The following is a 19,802-nucleotide window of genomic DNA, read 5'->3' on the forward strand; positions in this document are numbered from 1 at the left end:
TGGGATCTGTCATTTTGTTCATAGCCATCTTTCAGCTTAAAAAGGAGCAGCCATTGAATGGTTTATGGAGAAAAGAAGCAGTGAGTTGTTAGAGATTTTGAAAAGTTCATAAATAAAAAAACACCTTCTAATAATCAGAAAGTGTCTAGTAATCGTAATGATATGTTAGAGTAGCCCGTGTTCCCCAGTAGCAAAGTCAAAGTAAGCATCCTGATGTTTGATTTTTTCAACTGTCCGATCATCTCTAACGCCTCCAAAGGAATAACCTGTATAAATAATACGGTTGCCCTCAATTGAAACGTAATAAGCGAATCCACCACCAAATCTAATAATAAGTTGGGTGGTTTCTTCATCTCCATACCCGTAGTGCGCCTGATTTTTTGAGTCAGCAGTGATAGCTAAATTACTAAGGTCATCCATCACATACATTTTAAAGTAGTTCAGAATTTGTTCTTCTGTTGGCGGAGTTACTTCAACTGACCCGTCGGTATTTTTAAAACTAATGCCTGCGTAGGATAAGCTATCTAAAAAAAGTTGCTTAATTTCTGTGCTTTCTTTAACTTTTGCTGTTGCCTGTTGAATCATTGGCTGATTTTTCTTATAATAATCCAGCAACTCTTCTTTTGAAACTAATGTTTCCTCCACAGGAGTGGCTTCATATCCTGTTATTCCTACATAACATACCCCTTGAAGTGGTAAAATTCCATTTTCATCAATAATTAGATGAAAGATGGGATGACCGGAGCCGGCACCGCTATGAATTTGGAAGTAAAGATCATTGCCCTCAATTATATAATTTAAGTCTAGACCTTCCAACCCCGGGTAGTCATTGATTCGTCGATCTACGGTGTTGGCATATAGCAAGATTTGTTCTGATAATGATAATGTATCAAACTCGCTTGTTTCAGTAGTTTCAGAAGTCTTTGTACTACTTTCCGTGAGTTCAGCGGTTTCATCTGTGGTTATGTCAGTAGATTTGTCGTCTGCTGGTTTCTTGCTACAACCTCCTAACAGGCTAAACAATAATAGGGTCATTAGTAACGTTAATTTGTATTTCATTGATACGCTCCTTCAATTCTTTTATAAGATAATAGACCAGTGACAAAAGATCTAAATCGTCCAGTGTTTCAATTTTAATGGTGGTTGATTTTTGTAAGCAACAAAGCAAATAACTGTATCACTCACGGGACAATAAAGGTCATCCCAAAAGGCAAAAACATCGGTTTAATGAACGGCTGTCGAAGCCTTGAAGCTGGCTGGCAAGGACCGTTGTTATCAGTTGTTGTTTTCTTGAGTACAGCTGAATACAGTATATCCTTTTTCAATCAATATAGCGATCTTAAATTAATTAAACTATCGTGTTATGAATCCTTCCATCTAACCTCCGCTTTTTGTTCAATGACAAACTTCCTGCTCCATTGTTTTTTGAAGGGAAGGTTTTTGTTTGAAATAAAATAACGGTTGCTTTATAGTGAAAGTATTCAGTTAGATGAGGCTTGTTGTGATGGGGGAAGGGGGTCGGCGAATTGGAGGAAACAGTTAAAGCTATATTAAAAAATCTTTACGATCTAAATGTAAGCGCATTACGACAAAATAAAAGAGGCTGGCAAAATATTGTCTATGAGGTGGAGACGGACACCGCTGATTTTATTATGCGTTGTACGCCAAAGGCTAATCGGGGAAAAGAAGACATCTTGGGGGAGGCGGAGTGGCTCCTTCATCTAAAAAATCATCTGGAAGTCCCCTCTCCGGTAGCAACCATTCAAAATAATTATTGTATTGATTTGGAAGATACCTCTACTCCTTATTATTTTGTTTTATTTGATAAGATTGAAGGACAGCACATTAGTTACAACTCTTATCTGAATCGACCGGAATTATTTTATAAACTAGGTGTAGAGATTGGCAAGGTACATGCCAACAGCAGAGACTTCACTTTAAAAAGGGGCACACGCCGTCAGTGGCATGATAATCAATATTTGCAGGAGTTTGGACAACATATTCCCAAAAATCAAATCAAGGTTTACGAAAGTTGCGCTTTGCTGGTGGAAGAAATAAAGAAAGCGACAGAAGGCTCTTGTGATTATGGCTTGGTCCACGGGGATATCCATCATGAAAATTTTTTGTTCAATGAAGACAGGCTGATTATCATCGACTATGACGAGAGTCAGTATAGCTTGTTGTGTGAAGATTTCTCGGTGGCATTGTATTATACCTTGTATGGGATGTTAAATAATAATGGTCAGCGGGATAAGATTGCCAAAGAATTCTGCTATCATTTTCAGTTAGGATACAAAGAACAGTTTTCAGATGCCTGTGATTTATCTTTTGTTCCATTGTATTTACGTTTAAGGGAATTGATTGCCTACGTGGGGGCCTACAAAAAATGGGATTTTGACCATCTTTCTGCTTGGCAAGCGGGATTTTTACAGGAAAGCCGTCAAAGGATAGAAAATCATCAACCTATTTTTCAATTTCAAGAAAACAAGTGGTCATTTTATGCTGAAGTTGGTGAGTATAAACAGACTTGGGAGAGGGAGATGATGGGATTTGAAGAACAACAGTAGCACTGTGGCAGCATATATCAGTCAGTTTCCTGAAGACAGACAAGATATTTTGAGGAAAATCCGTCAAGAGATCAAAGAGGCGGCACCAAATGCAACAGAAATGATCAAGTATGGCATGCCTACTTATTATCAAAAAGAAAACTTGGTTCATTTTGCCAATGCCAAACATCACATCGGGTTTTATCCCACACCAGCCGCAATCGAAAAATTTTCTGAGGAGCTGGCTGAGTATAAAACCAGCAAAGGGGCGGTTCAGTTTCCTTTGTCCCGACCGATTCCCTATGACTTGATAAAAAAAATCACTTTGTGGAGAGTCCAACAAGTTGAATAAAAAACTAAACGATTACAAAAAAACTGAGAGACTGATGAAAAATAATTGATAGAGATAAAACAAGCCTCACATTCTTGAAACATCAAGAACATGGGGCTTGTTTATTTGTTAGGCAATTTTTTGAAAAAATTTGATTCTGATAGTCAGCTTAGGCTTGACGATTTAACAGTTGAGTGGTCAATTTTATCAACGTTTCTCTAGTGTTTTCTTTAGTTTCCGGTAATTTAGATAGTTGTTCCAAAGCCTTTTGCGTGTATTCTTCCGCTAGTATGCGAGCTTTGGTGATACCGTCAGCCTGTTTGACGATGTCATAAATCTTTTGTGTGTCTTCATCGCTCATCTTGATTTTTTTATCAAGGTAGGGCATCAGTTCTTGTCGGTGGGATGTCATGGCACAAATCAGCGGCAAAGAATAAATTCCTTGACGGACATCTTTTAAGACGGGTTTGCCGATAGTTGTTTCATTCTGGGAATAGTCTAAAATATCATCTAAAATTTGAAACGCAATGCCGATATTCAAACCGATGTCTTTTGCTTGGGAAGACAAATCGGCAGCAGCGTTGTTCTCAAATGCACCCAAAAAGCAGCTTAAAGAAAATAATTCGGCGGTCTTTCCGGAGATGTTTTTGATATAACTTTCCACAGAGATGTTGTAATCGTAGCGGTCATCCATTTGCCCCAGTTCCCCATCAAGAATTTTCTCCATACTATTTGCATTCAATTGAATGCTTTTTAAAGAGGAGACATGATGTGCCAGAAGCTTAAAACACACGATGAAAAGATAATCACCTGCATAAACTGCCACATCTTTTCCAAATTTATGCTGGATGGTTTGCAAGCTTCTTCGAGTGGCCGCTTCATCCACTATGTCATCATGGATCAATGTCGCAGTATGAAGTGTTTCAATCGACGCAGCCAAAGCAATGGTTTTTTGTGTGTCCTTCTTTTTTCCGAATTGTGAAAAAAGGAAAAGGTAGGCTGGTCTCAATAATTTTCCACCGGAATGGATCATTTCCAAGATAGCATTTTCCACTTCTTTATTCGCCAAGTTGATGGATGTCTCCATTAAATCAAGCGTGCGCTCTAATTCAGTTTTGAGTGATGGATAGTCTTCCCATAATGGATGTATCTTCACAGTGTGTACTCCTTTAGTTTAATGACCCAGCGGTTCTTTTTTATGTAAATACTTGTTAAGATTTCGCTTGTTAGATAAAGAGTTGAATAAGAATAATTATGTTTCCAGCTCTGCTTGAAATTGTTGAAGCAGTTTGATGTTTTTCAGCAGATAGTTAGCAGCGATTCCCACAGCGATTCCAGCGAGAATCCCAATGCCTGACAGGATAGGCAAGTATAACATAACCGACCACGAACGGGCAATAAAACTGGCGACCATCAGCTGGCCCACGTTATGCAGAAAACCGCCCACTGAACTGATGCCGATCACACTGACACGCTCAGGACCTAATTTTTTTACAAGGAGCATGCCAGAAAAACTAAGCAGAGCCCCTGCCGCACTGTAAATGAAGGTTGAAATAGTTCCTCCCAGCAGAGTCGTCAAAAGTAATCTCATGCAAACAAGGAGAAAACTTTCTTTTTTTGTCAAAGTAAAAATAGCGATAATCGTGATCAGATTTGCCAAACCAAGTTTCGCACCCGGAGCGATGGCAAAAGGAAAAGGAATCATGTTTTCCAGCAGACCGATAATCACTCCCTGAGCTACCAATAAGGAGATGTAAATAAGCTTTTTATTTTTTTTCATTCATGAGAGCTCCTTCTAAAAAGCTGAATTTTTTAGCTGGCATTGGTAACGGTCCAAGGGAAAAGAAAAGTTCTAGAGAAAACTCCCTAGAACTTTTATCTGTTGGCAGGGAAATCAGTCTTGTCCATAGATGGATTTGACCTCGCCGTACCACCACTTGTGCAGCGTACGCTGAATCCAAGGTTGTACCCACTTGTCTAATCCAAGAGTTCTTCCTGAGCCGTTCATCAAAGCGAAGGCCACAGGGATAAACCAAATATTTACCCAGTAAAACATTCCTGACAGACAAAACGTCAGAACTAATGCAATGGTTGTAGCACTGCTTAACCAAGTGAAAAGGCCAGCAATCAAAGCTAGTGCTAAAGCTATTTCAAAGAAAACCATAAATTTTTGGAAAAACATGGCAACATCGTTGTTCGGCATAATAAACTGCATCATCTTCGTAAACCAAGCTGGTGAGTTTTCTATAACGACCATTGGCTGCTCTCCAAAGGCATAGCTTAGACCAAACTTGGCTACTTCAGTAGCGCCATCGACAGCATCAGTAGCGGCAGTTGCAGCGTCAACAGCTTCCGTAGCACCGGTTGCGGCATCTGCCGCGTCCTTAGCATATTCCCAAGTCCATGGGAAGACAGAATCTCCTACAAACCAAGAGCCTTCACCAAACCATGTACTTGGTTTCAAGACTTCCCCATTACCAATCATTTTCTTTCCGGCTTCAACTAACCAGACTAAACCGTAGAAAACACGTAACGGCACGCTCCATAAGACGTTGCTGTTGCGAGAGGAGTGTCCCCGAGTGACGTTTCTTTCGTTTTCAACGCGGAAAAACTCATGCATCATATATTGGAAAGCATAGTGCCCAGAACGGATATCAAAGAAGTATTTCAAATTGATGATATGCTTCATAATGATTGCTAGAAAACCACTTAAATGAATTTTATCAAATAAACTAGCCACACCAAATTTAGAACCTACGGAAACCATATAACCTTGATAGTTTCCTTTGAAAGCTTTCTTTTCCGTCTGATGGATATCTGCCAAAATATTCATGGCAGCGTAGTGAGCAGTGCCTTCTGCCGCTTGAACAATCTGTGGTGTAGGTGTATTTTCAAATTCTTCATAATAGACGATATCACCTACCACGTAAATGCCTTTATCTTCAAACCCTACCGCCTGCAAAAATTCATTGGCGGCCAGCCGATTAGCGTGGGCTGTTTCCATCCCAAAGTCTTTAACATCACTGTTGGCTTGAACACCAGCAGTCCAAATCAACGTTCTTGTTGGGATTTTGGTACCGTCTTGTAACCTTACTTCTTTTTCGCTGACTTCAACAACGGGCGAGCTTTTCAGAATCTCCACACCTTTTTTAACAAGGTAGCGCTCGGCGATGTCTGCATCATAGCGTTCTAGCATATTTAAAATGGTTGGCAGTGCTTCGACCACTTTGAGAGAAATCTCATCAGGAGAAATCTTATTTTTCTTTGCAATACTTTTTTTGAGATCGACAAGTTCACCAATCATCTCAATTCCGGTAAAACCAGAGCCGCAGACCACAAAAGTCAGCATCTCACGTCGAATGTTTTCGTCTGGTTCCAAAGCAGCACGGGCAACGGTTTGTTCGATATGTTCACGCAAAAGAATCGCGTCCTCCATAGACCATAAAGAAAATCCGTGTTGCCTTACTCCGGGTACACCGAAGTCATTAGCTTCAGCTCCCATGCCGATGATGACATAATCGAATTCGTAACTTCCCTTTTGAGTGTAAACCACTTTATTTTCTTTATCGATGGATGTCACTGTATCTGTCACAAGCTTAACGTTTTTTCTGCGGCAGAATAAACGCTGTAAATCATATTGTATTGCTTCCGGCTCAACTCGGCCTCCCGCAACTTCGTGTAGTTCTGTCATCATTGTTTGATAAGAATGACGATCAATTAGAGTGATTTCAACATCTGGATTTTTTTTAAGTTTTTTTGATAAAAACTTGGTACCAAAAACCCCAGCGTAACCAGCTCCAACTACGACTATTTTTATTTTTGCCATAGTGTTCTCCCCTTCTCCAATTTAAAAAAAAGATTGCTGAAAATGTTTGATAATAATTACACAATCAGACATATTATAATTATATTTAGTTAAAAAGTCTACTAAAAATGCTTACTTTTCATCTGAAAATAAACTGTGAATTTAATGAAAAATAGTTAAAAAAAGTTGCTAAATGACCGAGGATAAGGTAGAATACCCTTGTATCATATTTCACAAGGTGTAATCAATAACTATAAGGTGGGAATTATAATGAAAAAAACAAGATTTTTGTCAGGCGTTGCCCTAATTGCAGTGTCAGGTATGTTATTTGTAGGCTGCCAAAGTGACGATGCTGCTAAGGATAAAACGGAAGAATCAACAGTCGAAACTGCAGAGACTTCTGAAAAAGAAGAAGCAAAACAAGTAGCGGGAGCACCCCTAAAAGACGGCACATTTACGTTGGAAGAAAAAAATTATTCTAATGATTACCGTGCGACTTTCTCAATTACAGTAAAAGACGGCAAAATTACAGAGTCAAATTTTGACAACGTCAATGCAGATGGGGAGTCTAAAAAAGACAACGAAGAATACAACGAAACAATGAAAGAAAAATCAGGGACAGGACCAGCCGAATTTATTCCTAAATTGAATGAATTATTTGTTGACGCACAAAATGCTGGAGGCATTGATATTGAAGCAGTAACTGGTGCCACACATTCTGCCCGCAGCTTTGTTAACTATGCACAACAATTGGTGCAAGCGGCGCAAGCTGGCAATACTGAAACAATCGAAATCAACAACGGCGGCGAATTACAAGACGGCACTTACACCTTAGAAGAAAAAAATTATTCTAATGGTTACCGTGTAGTCTTCAGCATTACTGTAGAAGGTAATAAAATCACAGAATCTAACTATGACTATGTAGATGCTGATGGAAAATCTAAAATCGACGACCAAGAATACAATGAAAAGATGAAAGAAATCGCTGGAACTAACGCTGAAGAATTTATTCCTAAATTCAATGAAGGATTAGTTCAAGAACAAGTGCCATCAGAAATCGATGTGGTTACTGGTGCGACTCATTCATTCAACGCGTTCCAAATGTATGCTGAACAGCTGATCAATGCTGCAGAAAAAGGCAATACAGATAAAATCGAAGTTGATAATATTGTCTTTGAATAATCTTCACCCAGTTAACTATCTAAGACAACAGACTGCCTCGTGCGGTTTGTTGTTTTTGTTTTAAGTTGAATCGCTTTAAATTTATTTTAAAAACAGGTAGGATATAGAAAATATATCGTTCCTAGGAAAGGAGTGGGCAAAATGAAAAAAAACCTCCTAAGACTATCTTTTTTCTTCTTAATCGCAGGGGTGTTCCTGTTTGCAGCTTGCGGGAGAACAGAAAAAACGGAAAATAACGTCTCGGTCAATAAAGAAGCTTACAGTGAGCAGCAATATTTAATGGGAACCTATGTGAGGATTCAAATCTTTGATGACGGGAAAAAAGAGGTATTGTCCCAAGCGTTTGATAAAGTAAAAGAACTAGCGGATAAAATCACGGTGAATGAACCCGATGCGGAAAATTCAGAAGTGGCAGAAATCAATCGGCAGGCAGGGGTCGAGCCGGTCAAAGTGTCTTCGGATGTTTTCAATTTGATCAAAACAGCCTACGCCTACTCCGAGATTCCGGAGCAGGGGTTTGACTTGTCCGTTGGACCGATCACAGAATTATGGCATATCGGGTTCGATGATGCCAGAAAACCCGAACAGTCTGAAATAGATGAGGCATTGAAATTAGTCAACCATGAAGATGTGATTTTAGATGAGAAAGAAAAGACAGTTTTTCTCAAGGAAAAAAACATGGCGCTGGATTTGGGTGCCATCGCCAAAGGATTTATCACAGATGAAGTTGTTGAAGTTCTGAAAAAAAATCACGTCACGACTGCCATAATCGATTTAGGCGGTAATATTTATGTGATGGGCCAAAGCCCAAAAAAAGAAAATGGTTTTTGGACAGTGGGAATTCAGGACCCTGAGAAAGAGCGCAACCAAGTTGTGGGTTCTTTACCCGCCACAGATCAGTCGCTGGTGACTTCGGGCATCTATGAAAGAAACTTGGAAGTCGACGGCAAACTTTATCATCATTTATTTGATGCTAAGACCGGCTATCCTTTTGAAAATGAGTTGGCCGGTGTGTCCATCATTTCTGAAAAATCAATTGACGGAGATGGTTTGTCCACAGTAGTGTTCTCCATGGGTGTGGCAAAGGGTATGGCATTTGTGGAAGACCTAGATCAGACAGAAGCAGTCTTTGTGACAAAAGACGATGAAATTTATGTGAGCAGCGGTCTGAAAGAATCCTTTAAACTCAATGAAGAGGCGCGCTACACATTGAAAGAGATAGAAAATAGAAACAATTAAAAGGGGAATGTCATGACAGTCAGTGTTTTTTTAAAATTAGTGGAAATCCAAACCAAGCTAGCCAGCTTATTTCCTTTTATTATTGGGGTATTATTTTCGATGTATTATTTTGGGGAAGTCAAATGGCTGAATACCTTAATCTTTTTTTTAGGAATGATTGTGTTTGATATGACCACAACAGCGATTAATAACTACATGGATTACAGAAAGGCTAAAAATACCGACTATAAATATGAAACGAATATTGTGGGAAAAGCTGGTTTATCTGACAAAACAGTTATCCGTTTGATTTTTTCCATGCTGGCTTTTGCAGCAGTGGTTGGTATTTATTTAACGGTTGAAACAGGTTGGCTGATGCTGCTGATGGGCGGTGTCTGCTGTTTTATCGGGATTTTTTACACCTTTGGTCCCGTGCCCTTATCCCGAATGCCTTTAGGAGAAGTTTTCAGCGGGTTTACGATGGGGCTAGGTATTTTTCTCATGACTATTTATGTGAATACTTTTGATCAATATTTTTTCTTTTTGACGTTGGATAACTGGGTCTTTAAGCTCTACGGGGACCTGACAAAAATAATTCCTGTTTTTTGGGCGTCCCTGCCCATGGTGTTCACCATCGCCAATATTATGCTGGCTAATAATTTATGTGATTTAGACGAGGACGTTTCTAATCATCGTTACACTCTGCCGTTTTATATCGGAAGAAAAAAGGGAATCCTTTTGTTTAACTGGCTGATGTACGGCTGCTACGTCACTGTTTTGATTGGAGTCCTGTTTAAAATATACCATCCGGTGATGCTGATCGTTTTTGCGAGCTTGCCTCTGATTATTAAAAATGTTAAAACCTTTAGCAAAAAGCAAGTCAAAAGCGAAACTTTTTCTATTTCTATAAAAAATCTGGTGATATTTAATGTGTCACAAATCGTTGGCTTGCTTTTGAGTATTTTAATTACTGCTAAATAATTAAAGAAAAAATCCCGTAGAACAGTTCTTTTTGTTCCCGGGATTTTATTGGTTTATGTGATGGATGACAAACTGATTTCTCCAGAAGAAAGGGCTACTTCCCCACCAGTATCCAGGGTAACAATCAATTCTCCTGTATTGCCGATCGCTTTGGCAACACCTCTGCAGATTTTCCCCTGCTGTTTAAAGGTCACTTGTTTACCCAAGACAAAGGAACGCTGGCGATACTCTGTCAGAAAATTTTGCTCTTTGTCTTGCAGCATGTCAAAGAACTGGTTTAAAAATTCGGCAATCAGCTGATTACGTGTGATTTCCGGCTGTTCAGTAAATAATGATCCGACTTTCTCCTGCAGTTCTGTGGGGATTGCAGCCGGACTCATTAGAAAATTAAGTCCTACGCCTATGACAATCGAAGTGATAGACTGTGTTTCGAAGTCTGTGGTAGCTTCTGAAAGAATGCCGGCAATTTTTTTATTTTGATAGTACAAGTCATTTACCCATTTGATTTGGCAGTTTTTTTCAGTCTTTTTTTCAATAGCAGCGGCTAAGGCTGCGGCGGATAATATCGTATAGGACGGCAGTTCGTTAAATTTTTTTTGAACATTTAGGAGTAAGCTAAAATAAATTCCCTTTTCCGCATTAGAAATAAAGTCCCGACCGAAACGTCCCCGTCCTTTTGTCTGATTTTCCGCAATGAGCAGCACAGGCTGATCCACACCGTCAATACTTGCTTTTTTCAACAGGTCATTGGTTGAGGTGACTTCTTTTTCTACTTGGATAGTTAATTGCGGGACATGTGTACCGATATTTTTAAGTATCTCACTGGCCAAAATTGTGTCGCTAGGCAAATAGACATACCCCACATTAGGCAAGCTTTCGATAAGATGGCCTTCTTTTTTTAACGTTTGGATAGCTTTCCAGACGGCCGTTCGCGAGACGTTTAATTTTTTTCCTAACACTTCTCCTGACAGCGGTTGTTCAGCTTGTTTTAAAAAAATAGCCAATAATTTTTCTTTTGTAGTCATCACGATGGTCTCCCTGTTTGATTGATTATTTTCAGTATAACAAATTCTTTCCTTTCTGACTAAATTGAATGTCACCGGCGTAAATGATAAAGACTGTCAGAAAATTTTATAATACGCCCTAATATTGTTGCAATCAATGTAATAAAGGAGTGGGATATCCTTGGCTGGTGGCTTATAGCCTCGAAGATATTCTTGTTTGCATTAGTTGTTATGGGCTATTCTTTTTATGAAAGTATTAAAACGAAAAAATCAACCAAGTTTCAAAAATAGATTTACGACTATCAGATGAAAATATTAAAAAGTTGAACCAATAAAACAAACAGCTGGTACTCATGAGTATCAGCTGTTTGTTTTATTCATATATCATCTCATATGCTAGTGATATAAACCTTAAATCAATTTTTGGCTTGTTTTTTGATAAAATCACAGCAGCAAAGAATCATCGCTGACTTGACTGCCGCTTTTCTTGTGGAACAGTTCCAGCAAATCAGGCACCGTCAGTTGATTTTTTTCTTCATTGGCTAAATCAACGACGATCTGTCCTTGGTGGAGCATAATCAGCCGGTTGCCGTACCTGATGGCATCTTCCATATTATGGGTGACCATGAAAGCCGTCAGATTTTGTTCGGAGATGATTTTTTCAGTCAATTCCATCACCAAGAGAGATGTTTTCGGGTCTAAGGCGGCAGAATGCTCGTCCAGCAAAAGCAGTTCAGGACGGACAATCGTCGCCATCAGCAAAGTGATCGCCTGTCTTTGCCCCCCTGAGAGCAAACCAATTTCAGTTTGCAATCTGTTTTCTAATCCTAAGCCCAACGTTGCCAGCTGTTCTTTGAAAAATTTTCGTTGTTGTTTCTTTACCCCTTTGGAGAAACCTCTGGATTGTCCCCGTTTCATGGCAATAGCGAGATTTTCTTCCACCGTCAGTCTGACAGCCGTCCCCATTCGCGGGTCCTGAAAGACTCGGCTGATTTTATCTGAGCGCTTCATCACATTTTGTTTTGTGATATCTTGTCCATTCAACAAAATCGACCCGGAAGTAATAGGAAAACTTCCCGCCACACTGTTGAGCAAGGTAGACTTTCCGGCGCCGTTTCCTCCGATGATAGAAATAAAATCTCCCTCACGTATATCCAAATTGATTCCTTTTAAGACGTGATTTTCATCCACAGTCCCTTTACCAAAATAATGTTGAAGATTTTTAATCGATAAAATAGTCTTCATTTACAAAACGCCCCCTTTGCGTTTTTTCGGTTGTCGCTTGCTGTTGCTTTGCAATTTTTTCTGAACCAGCGGAAAGGACAAGGCCACAACCAAAATGACCGCTGAGAAAAACTTGTTGTCATTGGCTTCGATTGGCAATTCTAAAATCAAGGCCAGAATAAAACGATAGATAATTGCACCAAGCACAACAGAAAACATCCGGTACAGAAGAGGCTGTTTTGAAAATAACACTTCAGAAATAATGATGGCAGCCAACCCGATGACGATAGTCCCGATACCAGAAGAAATATCAGCATAACCGTTGTTTTGAGCAATCAATGAACCGCTCAAGGCAATCATGCCGTTTGCGATCATATAGCCCAAAATTTTTGTAAAATCGGTGTTGATGCCATTAGCCTGACTCATTTCAATGTTGTCTCCCGTAGAAATAATTGACAGGCCGATTTCTGTTCGAAAGAAAGTATATAAAAGTCCGATGACCAAAAGGACAGTCACTAAGCCGATAATAATCACGACAGTATTACTGGTAAAGTTAAACTCATCCATAAAGTTGAAAATTGTCTGTTTTCCCAACAACGCCTGATTAGGTTTTTTACCCATGACTCGGGAATTGATAGAGTAAAGTCCGGTCATCGTGATGATTCCGGCTAATAATGCCGGGATTTTAAGTTTCGTATGGATAATCCCTGAAACTAGACCCGCCAGCATGCCGCCGAAGACAGCCCCGATAGTAGCAACAATCGGAGGCAAATCAGACATGATCAACGCAGCGGTAATAGCCCCGCCTAAAGGAAACGACCCTTCTGTTGTCAAATCGGCCACATCAAGAATTCGGTAAGTGACAAAGATACCCACAGCTAACAGGGACCACATCAGTCCCTCGGCGATGGAAAAAGAGGCGATTGAAAAAAGATTAGTAAAAAAATTTGCTATCATGTTCGTCATCCTTGCTTGTATGTTTTTAACACTTATTCAGGTGCAACGATTTTATCTGGATCGATCCCGATCGCCTCGGCTACCTCTTTGTTAACTTCTAATTTTAAATCGTCAGAAGTTTCTACTGGAATTTCTCCCGGCTTAGCATCACCTTTTAAGATTTTTGCGGCAATTCTTGCTGTTTGTTTGCCAAGGGAATGGTAATCAATTCCGAAGGTTGCCAAACCGCCATCCTGAACCATCTCTACTGATCCTGCCACTACGGGAGTTTTTGTTTCCTCAGTTACTTTTTTCACCACAGGCATGGCACTGGCAAACGTATTATCTGTCGGAATATAAATACCGTCAACATCTTTAGCTAAACTATTTGTAACCTGCTGGACATCATTGGTACTGGTGGCAGTTAATTCTTTGACTTTGATATTTTTGCTTTCCAGATATTCTTTCGCAAGATTTGCCTGAAGCAGTGAATTAGCTTCCCCGGCATTATACATGATACCGATTTTTTCCGGATTATCAATCACACTCAATAGTAAATCAATCTGTTTTTCGATAGGTACCATGTCAGAAGTACCGGTTAAATTTCCGCCGGGAGCTTCGTTTGATTCTACAAGTTGGGCTTCTACTAAGTCGGTCACCGCTGTTACGACGATTGGGATATCAGTCGTTTCATTTAGTAAAGCTTGAGCCGCAGGTGTTGCTATGCCCACCAGCAAGTCTACTTTTTCCTTCACCAGCTTTTGACTCATCGTTTTCAGCTGATCTTGTGCTCCCTGAGCATTTTGATAATCAAATGTAACATCAGTGATGCCTTCTTCTTCTAATCCTTCTTGAAATCCTGCATAGGCAGCATCAAGCGATCCATGCTCTACTTGTTGAAGCACACCAATTGTCATTTGGGCGCCCTCTTTTTTGGAGCCGTCTCCCGCCGCCGGGTCATCATTTTGATTTTTACAGGCCGCTAAACTTAAAACAGCTAGAGAAGCCACCAATCCTAACATCATTTTCTTCATTTTCATTTGTCTTTCCTCCATTTTCTGATTTGGGAACAAAAAAACCATTTAGAAATTTCTAAATGGTTGTCAGGTTACTAAAAGTAGATCAATTTATTCTAGCAAATCCGTTTATCACCACTTAGATTATTTCATCCCATGTGGCCGTTTTGCTCATACAAAATGCTTTAGCCATCATAGATACATGTCAGTTTGTATCCATGAGTGCATGTCTACAAACTCTATCTAAAAAAGCTAAAGTAAAAGTTACTCGTATTCAGTTGTGAACGTTTTGCTTTGATCATTATAAAAAACCTCCGCACAAATGAATTGTTATTAGTATAGTCCAACCAGCCAAAAAAAGTCAAGTGCTATTTAGAAAATTCTGACAATTAATAGCAGTGTTATAATTGACGTGAAACCTTAATCAAGTCAAGGAATGAACTTTTCCTGTAGGACATCATCACATGTAACGTTACTGGCCTCATGAACGGATGGTACGATGCCGTACCTGTAAACATTGTGATACAAGAAGAGACAGAGTATACAAGTACAATAGGAAAACGAGTGCAACTGATGTAAACTTGTCTTACCTAGAAAAAATATGATGAAATGCTTGACTCTCCCCTTTGAGGAGGGGTGATAATGGCGTTGAAAGGAGGAATAATGGATTCACTTTATACAGTAAGTCAAGTAGCAAAAAGAACGGGTGTAACAGTTAAGACACTCCACTACTATCAAAAAATTAAACTACTATTACCTTCTAAAATCGGCGAAAATGGGTATCGTTATTATTCTGAAAGTGATATTAAATTTCTTCAAGAAATACTTTTATATAGGACAATGGGATTTTCATTAAAAGATATCAAAACAATACTTTCAACAGATGATTATTCAACAAGAATTCAAAGATTAGAACATCAGTTGTCAATACTTAATGATTCTATTGCAAAGACGAAGGTGATGATTAACACGGTCAATGCTTCATTATCAGCAGAAAGGAAGGGATTACAGATGAAGCATAAAGAAATGTTTGAAGGTGTGGATAAACAAGATGACTCAATCCACAGAACAATGCAAAATTTAACTATTATTTTTAGCAAACTGTTTACTTTAGTATTTTTCATTTTAGGAATAGCCTTAACGATTGTTTACGCTAGGGCAATAGTGATTAATAAACCAATATTTGGAACAGGTTCAGGTGGGACAGTAGTTAGTGTGTTTTTTGTAATTATTGGTATAGCATGTTTCTTAATTTCAGGCTACAATCTTTTCTTCGTCAGAACTAAAGACATGCTTAACGTGGTAAACAAAAAATACATTAAGAAAAATGAATAGGCTGGTCTAAAAACGGTATGGGAACATACTGTTTTTCTTTACACTTTAGGTCTCACATCATTGACAAGTTTACATATTTAGAAAATTCTGATAATTGATTTTTTGGATACAAACAAAAAGGAATATGATATGATTTTAAATAAGAGAATGGTTTTGGAGGGGATGGCTTTGAAAATCACGATAAGGGACATTGCCGAAGCAGCAGGTGTATCTACTACCACCGTTTCGCAAATTTTAAATAATAAAGGCAGTCGTTTCAGCGAAGAAACAAGGGCAAAGGTAATGGAAACAGTCAAAAAATTCAACTATCAGCCGGATTTTTTTGCACAAAACATGATTACTAAAAAGTCGAAAACCATTGGCATGATCGTTCCCGATGTGACTGACTTCTTTTTTTCAAAGCTCATTGAAGGTGTGGAAGCTTACTTGAATTCTTTTGGCTACATGATGTTGTTGTGCAACACCAGTCACGATAAGTTGCTGGAAGAAAAATATTTTGAAGAGTTGCTGCGCCGTTCGGTAGAAGGCATCATTATTGCCACGCCGAATATGTTGAACGACACTATCACCAAACATCCTAAAGTACAGGGAAAAAAAGTCCCGTTGCTTTTAATGGATTTGGGAAAAAACCCTCGTAATGAAGGCAAACTGCTTGTAGAAGAGTACCAGGGAGTCTATGATGCCACAAAATATTTAATTGATAACGGGCACCGAACCATCGCCTTTTTGCGTGAAGTTGGCGACTATTATCAGTTGTCGGAAAGAATTACGGGTTTTTTAAATTGTTTGGAAGACTACGGGATTGAAGAGGACGATCGTTTGATTGAAAGCAGTCCGTTAGATATTCAGGGAGGTTATCAAGGAGCTAATCGGCTGCTTGAAAAAAACATTCCTTTTACAGCTTTAGTATGCACTAATGACCAAATGGCAATCGGTGCGTATCAGGCAATTACTGAGGCAGGTTTAAAGGTACCTGACGATATTTCAGTCATCGGCTTTGACGGTCTTGAGATTACCCGCTACATGTCCCCGGCTTTGACTACGGTTTACCAGCCGATTTATGATGTGGGGTATACGGCAGGCGAATTTATCATCGGCGCCATTGAAAAACCAGCGTCCAAAATTCCAAATAAAACATTTCCTACTAAGCTTTTGATTAGAGATTCTGTAAAACAATTGACTGACTGAGAGTGTCATGTTAGAATTTTATGGAAGCGGTTTTAATTGGTTGTTGTGATCGGTAAAACGTTTTACTTATTTACTTTTTTACCTTTTATTGCAATTTAGTTATAATATGAGTACCACAGGGGGATTAAAAAATGAGAATGGTGGACCTGATTGAAAAAAAGAAAAACGGAGTCAATTTATCCAAAAATGAGATTGAATTTATCATTGGAGGATACACGGAAGGGTCGATTCCCGACTATCAAATGAGTGCTTTTTTGATGAGTGTTTATTTTCAAGATATGACGGATGAAGAGATTACTTACTTGACTCTTGCAATGGCAAATTCTGGAGATATGATTGACTTGTCTTCAATTCACGGCATAAAAGTCGACAAGCACTCTACTGGGGGTGTGGGGGATACAACGACGATTGTTTTAGCGCCTTTAGTTGCCAGTGTGGGTGTCCCGGTGGCTAAAATGTCTGGCCGAGGGTTAGGACATACAGGGGGCACGATCGATAAACTGGAAGCTATTCCTGATTTTCAAGTGGAGATTCCTAATGAACGTTTTATCCAGTTGGTGAATGAAACCAAAGTGGCTGTGACGGGGCAGTCTGGAGATCTTGCACCGGCAGACAAAAAAATGTATGCTTTGCGTGATGTGACAGCTACTGTCGATTCGATTCCTCTGATTGCCAGTTCGATTATGAGTAAAAAAATTGCGTCAGGAGCAGATGCCATCGTACTGGATGTGACCACAGGCGAGGGAGCGTTCATGAAAAATCTCGAAGATGCGAAACGTTTGGCACAAACCATGGTGAGCATCGGCAACTTGGCGGGCAGGAAAACAATGGCAGTCATCTCTGATATGTCTCAGCCTCTGGGTAATGCAGTGGGTAATACACTTGAAATTATTGAAGCCATTGAAACATTAAAAGGTCGCGGCCCTAAAGATTTGAAAGAGATGGTGTATGTCCTTGGCAGTCAGATGGTCGTCTTGGCAGGCAAAGCGGCTTCTCTTGATGAAGCCAAAATCTTGCTGGAGGATGCGTTAGCTTCGGGTAAAGCACTGGAAAAATTTAGAGAGATGATTACTAATCAGGGCGGAGATGCTGCTGTCATCGACGATTATAGCCGATTTGGCAATGCAAAATTTGTGATTGATTTGCCGGCCAAAGCTTCAGGTTACGTGCATCATATCCATGCTGAAAATGTGGGAATCGCGGCTATGCTTTTAGGAGCCGGGCGTCAAACAAAGGAGGACTCAATCGATTATAATGTCGGAGTAGTCCTTCATAAAAAGGTTGGCGAGGCAGTAGCAACAGGAGAGTCTTTAGTGACTATTTACGCCAACACAGAGCCGATTGATGAAGTCAAAGAGATGCTGTATCAAAACATAGCCATTGGAGATAAAGCAGTGGAACCTGTTTTGATCCGTGGTATTATTACAGAATAGTCAAATTAAAATTGAAGGGAATCAGTTTAATGAGTGAAAAATCTGAGTGGATAGAAATAGCTCAAAAGGTTTATGAGAAAGCTTATGTTCCTTATTCTCATTTTCCTGTGGGTGCTTGTTTAGTAACAGAAGGCGGGGAGATTTATACCGGTGTTAATATCGAAAATGCTTCTTACGGTTTATCTAACTGCGCCGAAAGGACAGCCATCTTCAAGGCGGTATCAGAAGGTGAGCATAACTTTAAACACATCGTCGTTGCTGCTAATACGGACGACCCAGTGTCGCCCTGCGGCGCTTGCCGTCAAGTATTGGTAGAGTTTTGTGAACCTTCCATGGGAGTCACTCTGGTAAACAGAAAAGGCGACATCAAAGAGACGACCATAGGGGAATTATTGCCTTATTCGTTCACAGAAAAACAGTTGTAACAGGCAGTTGCTATTATGATTTAATCGGCTTTTTAAAAAGCTGTTAAATAAAAAAATATTAGGGGGCTTTAAAGAGATGAAGACATCTAAAAAGTTTGGATTAAGTTTGCTAACACTGGGATTGACCGTGGCACTTGCAGCATGTGGCGGAGGCGGCGGAGACACTAAGTCGACCGACGATGCTAAAAAAGAGGATACAGGTAAAGATGATTTTTCAGCTGCACTTGTAACTGACTTGGGTGGCGTGGATGACAAATCATTTAACCAGTCAGCTTGGGAAGGACTTCAAGCATGGGGTGACGAGAACGGCAAGGAAAAAGGTGTGGGCGGCTACAATTATTTTCAGTCTGACTCTGATGCGGATTTTGAACTAAACTTAAACAGTGCCATTGATGACGGCTACAATATTATTTTTGGTGTTGGATTTAAATTGCAGCCTGCTGTAAAAGAAATCGCTGAGGCTAATGCAGATACAGAATTTGTTATTGTGGATGAAACGATTGAAGGACTAGATAATGTAGCCTCTGTTTTGTTTAAAGACCATGAAGCTTCATATTTAGCTGGTATTGCTGCAGCTAAAGCAACAAAAACTAACAAAGTAGGTTTCGTTGGAGGTATGGAAGGGGCAGTTATCGGCCGATTCCAAGCTGGATTCGAAGCTGGTGTCGCTTCTGTTGATGAAGATATCAAAGTAGACGTGAAATATGTTGGTTCATTTGGAGATGCGGCTAAAGGAAAATCAATTGCTGCAGCTATGTATCAAAGTGGTGTAGACGTTATTTTCCATGCGTCAGGCGACACAGGACAAGGCGTATTTTCTGAAGCTATCGACTTGATGAATACAAATCCTGAAAATCCAGTATGGGTTATCGGTGTAGACCGAGATCAAGAAGATGAAGGTGCCTATGATGGAGGCAACGTAACATTGACTTCTACACTTAAAGGTGTGGGAACAGCTGTACAAGATATCGCAAACAAAGCACTTAAAGGGGAATTCCCTGGCGGCGAAATCATGAACTATGGTTTGGCTGAAGAAGGGGTCGACTTGACTGCTGGACAATTAGATGACGTCAATCCAGACATCAAACAATTAGTTGAAGATGCTAAAAAAGGTATCATTGACGGAACAATCGAAGTACCAGATGCACCAGAAAAACCAGATGCACAATAAATATATG

18 protein-coding genes are annotated in these 19,802 nt (G+C 39.7%); 10 read left to right on the forward strand and 8 right to left on the reverse strand.

What is annotated here, in order from left to right:
• Window positions 1–165: 165 nt before the first annotated feature.
• Window positions 166–1,059 (reverse strand): hypothetical protein, encoded by an 894-nt coding sequence (locus CBF29_RS07135; protein ID WP_126808943.1) that lies wholly within the window; start codon window positions 1,057–1,059, stop codon window positions 166–168.
• A 467-nt stretch (window positions 1,060–1,526) separates the two neighbouring features.
• Here CBF29_RS07135 and CBF29_RS07140 point away from each other — a divergent pair, with 467 nt between their 5' ends.
• Window positions 1,527–2,567, forward strand: a complete 1,041-nt coding sequence (locus CBF29_RS07140; protein WP_126808945.1) for a phosphotransferase enzyme family protein — start codon at window positions 1,527–1,529, stop codon at window positions 2,565–2,567.
• Window positions 2,551–2,898 (forward strand): iron chaperone, encoded by a 348-nt coding sequence (locus CBF29_RS07145; RefSeq protein ID WP_126808947.1) that lies wholly within the window; start codon window positions 2,551–2,553, stop codon window positions 2,896–2,898. The genes CBF29_RS07140 and CBF29_RS07145 overlap by 17 nt, the downstream gene beginning before the upstream one ends.
• A gap of 148 nt (window positions 2,899–3,046) precedes the next feature.
• On the opposite strand, the gene CBF29_RS07150 is transcribed toward CBF29_RS07145, so the two are convergent.
• From CBF29_RS07150 to CBF29_RS07160, 3 genes are all read right to left on the reverse strand, one after another.
• On the reverse strand, window positions 3,047–4,033 hold the full coding sequence (locus CBF29_RS07150) for a polyprenyl synthetase family protein (RefSeq protein ID WP_211334257.1): 987 nt from the start codon (window positions 4,031–4,033) through the stop codon (window positions 3,047–3,049).
• A 96-nt stretch (window positions 4,034–4,129) separates the two neighbouring features.
• Entirely contained in the window at window positions 4,130–4,657 is a 528-nt protein-coding gene (locus CBF29_RS07155) for a Gx transporter family protein (protein ID WP_126808949.1), read from the reverse strand.
• A gap of 114 nt (window positions 4,658–4,771) precedes the next feature.
• Window positions 4,772–6,703, reverse strand: coding sequence for an NAD(P)/FAD-dependent oxidoreductase (locus tag CBF29_RS07160; RefSeq protein WP_126808952.1), 1,932 nt, complete (start codon window positions 6,701–6,703; stop codon window positions 4,772–4,774).
• A 249-nt stretch (window positions 6,704–6,952) separates the two neighbouring features.
• Between CBF29_RS07160 and pplA the strand changes: the two genes are divergently transcribed.
• The 3 genes from pplA to menA all read left to right on the forward strand — a co-directional run bounded on the left by pplA (window position 6,953) and on the right by menA (window position 10,063).
• Window positions 6,953–7,864, forward strand: coding sequence for an extracellular electron transfer flavoprotein PplA (pplA, locus tag CBF29_RS07165; protein ID WP_126808954.1), 912 nt, complete (start codon window positions 6,953–6,955; stop codon window positions 7,862–7,864).
• Between the two features lie 141 nt (window positions 7,865–8,005).
• Window positions 8,006–9,103 carry an FAD:protein FMN transferase gene (locus CBF29_RS07170; RefSeq protein WP_126808957.1) on the forward strand — a complete coding sequence of 366 codons (1,098 nt, stop codon included), beginning with the start codon at window positions 8,006–8,008 and terminating at the stop codon, window positions 9,101–9,103.
• 12 nt (window positions 9,104–9,115) lie between these two features.
• A complete protein-coding gene (gene menA, locus CBF29_RS07175) occupies window positions 9,116–10,063 on the forward strand; it encodes a 1,4-dihydroxy-2-naphthoate polyprenyltransferase (RefSeq protein ID WP_126808959.1) in 948 nt (315 codons plus the stop codon).
• A gap of 53 nt (window positions 10,064–10,116) precedes the next feature.
• Here menA and CBF29_RS07180 read toward each other — a convergent pair whose 3' ends face one another.
• The 4 genes from CBF29_RS07180 to CBF29_RS07195 form a co-directional block, all read right to left on the reverse strand.
• Window positions 10,117–11,088 (reverse strand): biotin--[acetyl-CoA-carboxylase] ligase, encoded by a 972-nt coding sequence (locus CBF29_RS07180; protein ID WP_126808962.1) that lies wholly within the window; start codon window positions 11,086–11,088, stop codon window positions 10,117–10,119.
• Between the two features lie 423 nt (window positions 11,089–11,511).
• On the reverse strand, window positions 11,512–12,312 hold the full coding sequence (locus CBF29_RS07185; protein ID WP_126808966.1) for an ABC transporter ATP-binding protein: 801 nt from the start codon (window positions 12,310–12,312) through the stop codon (window positions 11,512–11,514).
• Window positions 12,313–13,248 (reverse strand): ABC transporter permease, encoded by a 936-nt coding sequence (locus CBF29_RS07190; RefSeq protein WP_245987297.1) that lies wholly within the window; start codon window positions 13,246–13,248, stop codon window positions 12,313–12,315.
• Between the two features lie 32 nt (window positions 13,249–13,280).
• Window positions 13,281–14,267, reverse strand: coding sequence for an ABC transporter substrate-binding protein (locus tag CBF29_RS07195; protein WP_126808973.1), 987 nt, complete (start codon window positions 14,265–14,267; stop codon window positions 13,281–13,283).
• 618 nt (window positions 14,268–14,885) lie between these two features.
• On the opposite strand from CBF29_RS07195, the gene CBF29_RS07200 reads away from it, so the two are divergent.
• The 5 genes from CBF29_RS07200 (at window position 14,886) to CBF29_RS07220 (ending at window position 19,795) form a co-directional block, all read left to right on the forward strand.
• Window positions 14,886–15,578 (forward strand): MerR family transcriptional regulator, encoded by a 693-nt coding sequence (locus CBF29_RS07200; protein WP_211334258.1) that lies wholly within the window; start codon window positions 14,886–14,888, stop codon window positions 15,576–15,578.
• A 168-nt stretch (window positions 15,579–15,746) separates the two neighbouring features.
• Window positions 15,747–16,766, forward strand: coding sequence for a LacI family DNA-binding transcriptional regulator (locus CBF29_RS07205; protein ID WP_126809146.1), 1,020 nt, complete (start codon window positions 15,747–15,749; stop codon window positions 16,764–16,766).
• Window positions 16,767–16,897: 131 nt separating this feature from the next.
• A complete protein-coding gene (locus CBF29_RS07210) occupies window positions 16,898–18,199 on the forward strand; it encodes a pyrimidine-nucleoside phosphorylase (RefSeq protein WP_126808976.1) in 1,302 nt (433 codons plus the stop codon).
• 29 nt (window positions 18,200–18,228) lie between these two features.
• Complete coding sequence (locus CBF29_RS07215; protein WP_126808980.1) at window positions 18,229–18,624, forward strand: cytidine deaminase; 396 nt, start codon at window positions 18,229–18,231, stop codon at window positions 18,622–18,624.
• A 76-nt stretch (window positions 18,625–18,700) separates the two neighbouring features.
• Entirely contained in the window at window positions 18,701–19,795 is a 1,095-nt protein-coding gene (locus tag CBF29_RS07220; RefSeq protein WP_126808982.1) for a BMP family lipoprotein, read from the forward strand.
• The last annotated feature ends 7 nt before the right edge of the window (window positions 19,796–19,802 follow it).

The organism is Vagococcus elongatus, assembly GCF_003987645.1.
Taxonomy (GTDB): Bacteria; Bacillota; Bacilli; order Lactobacillales; family Vagococcaceae; genus Vagococcus_A; species Vagococcus_A elongatus.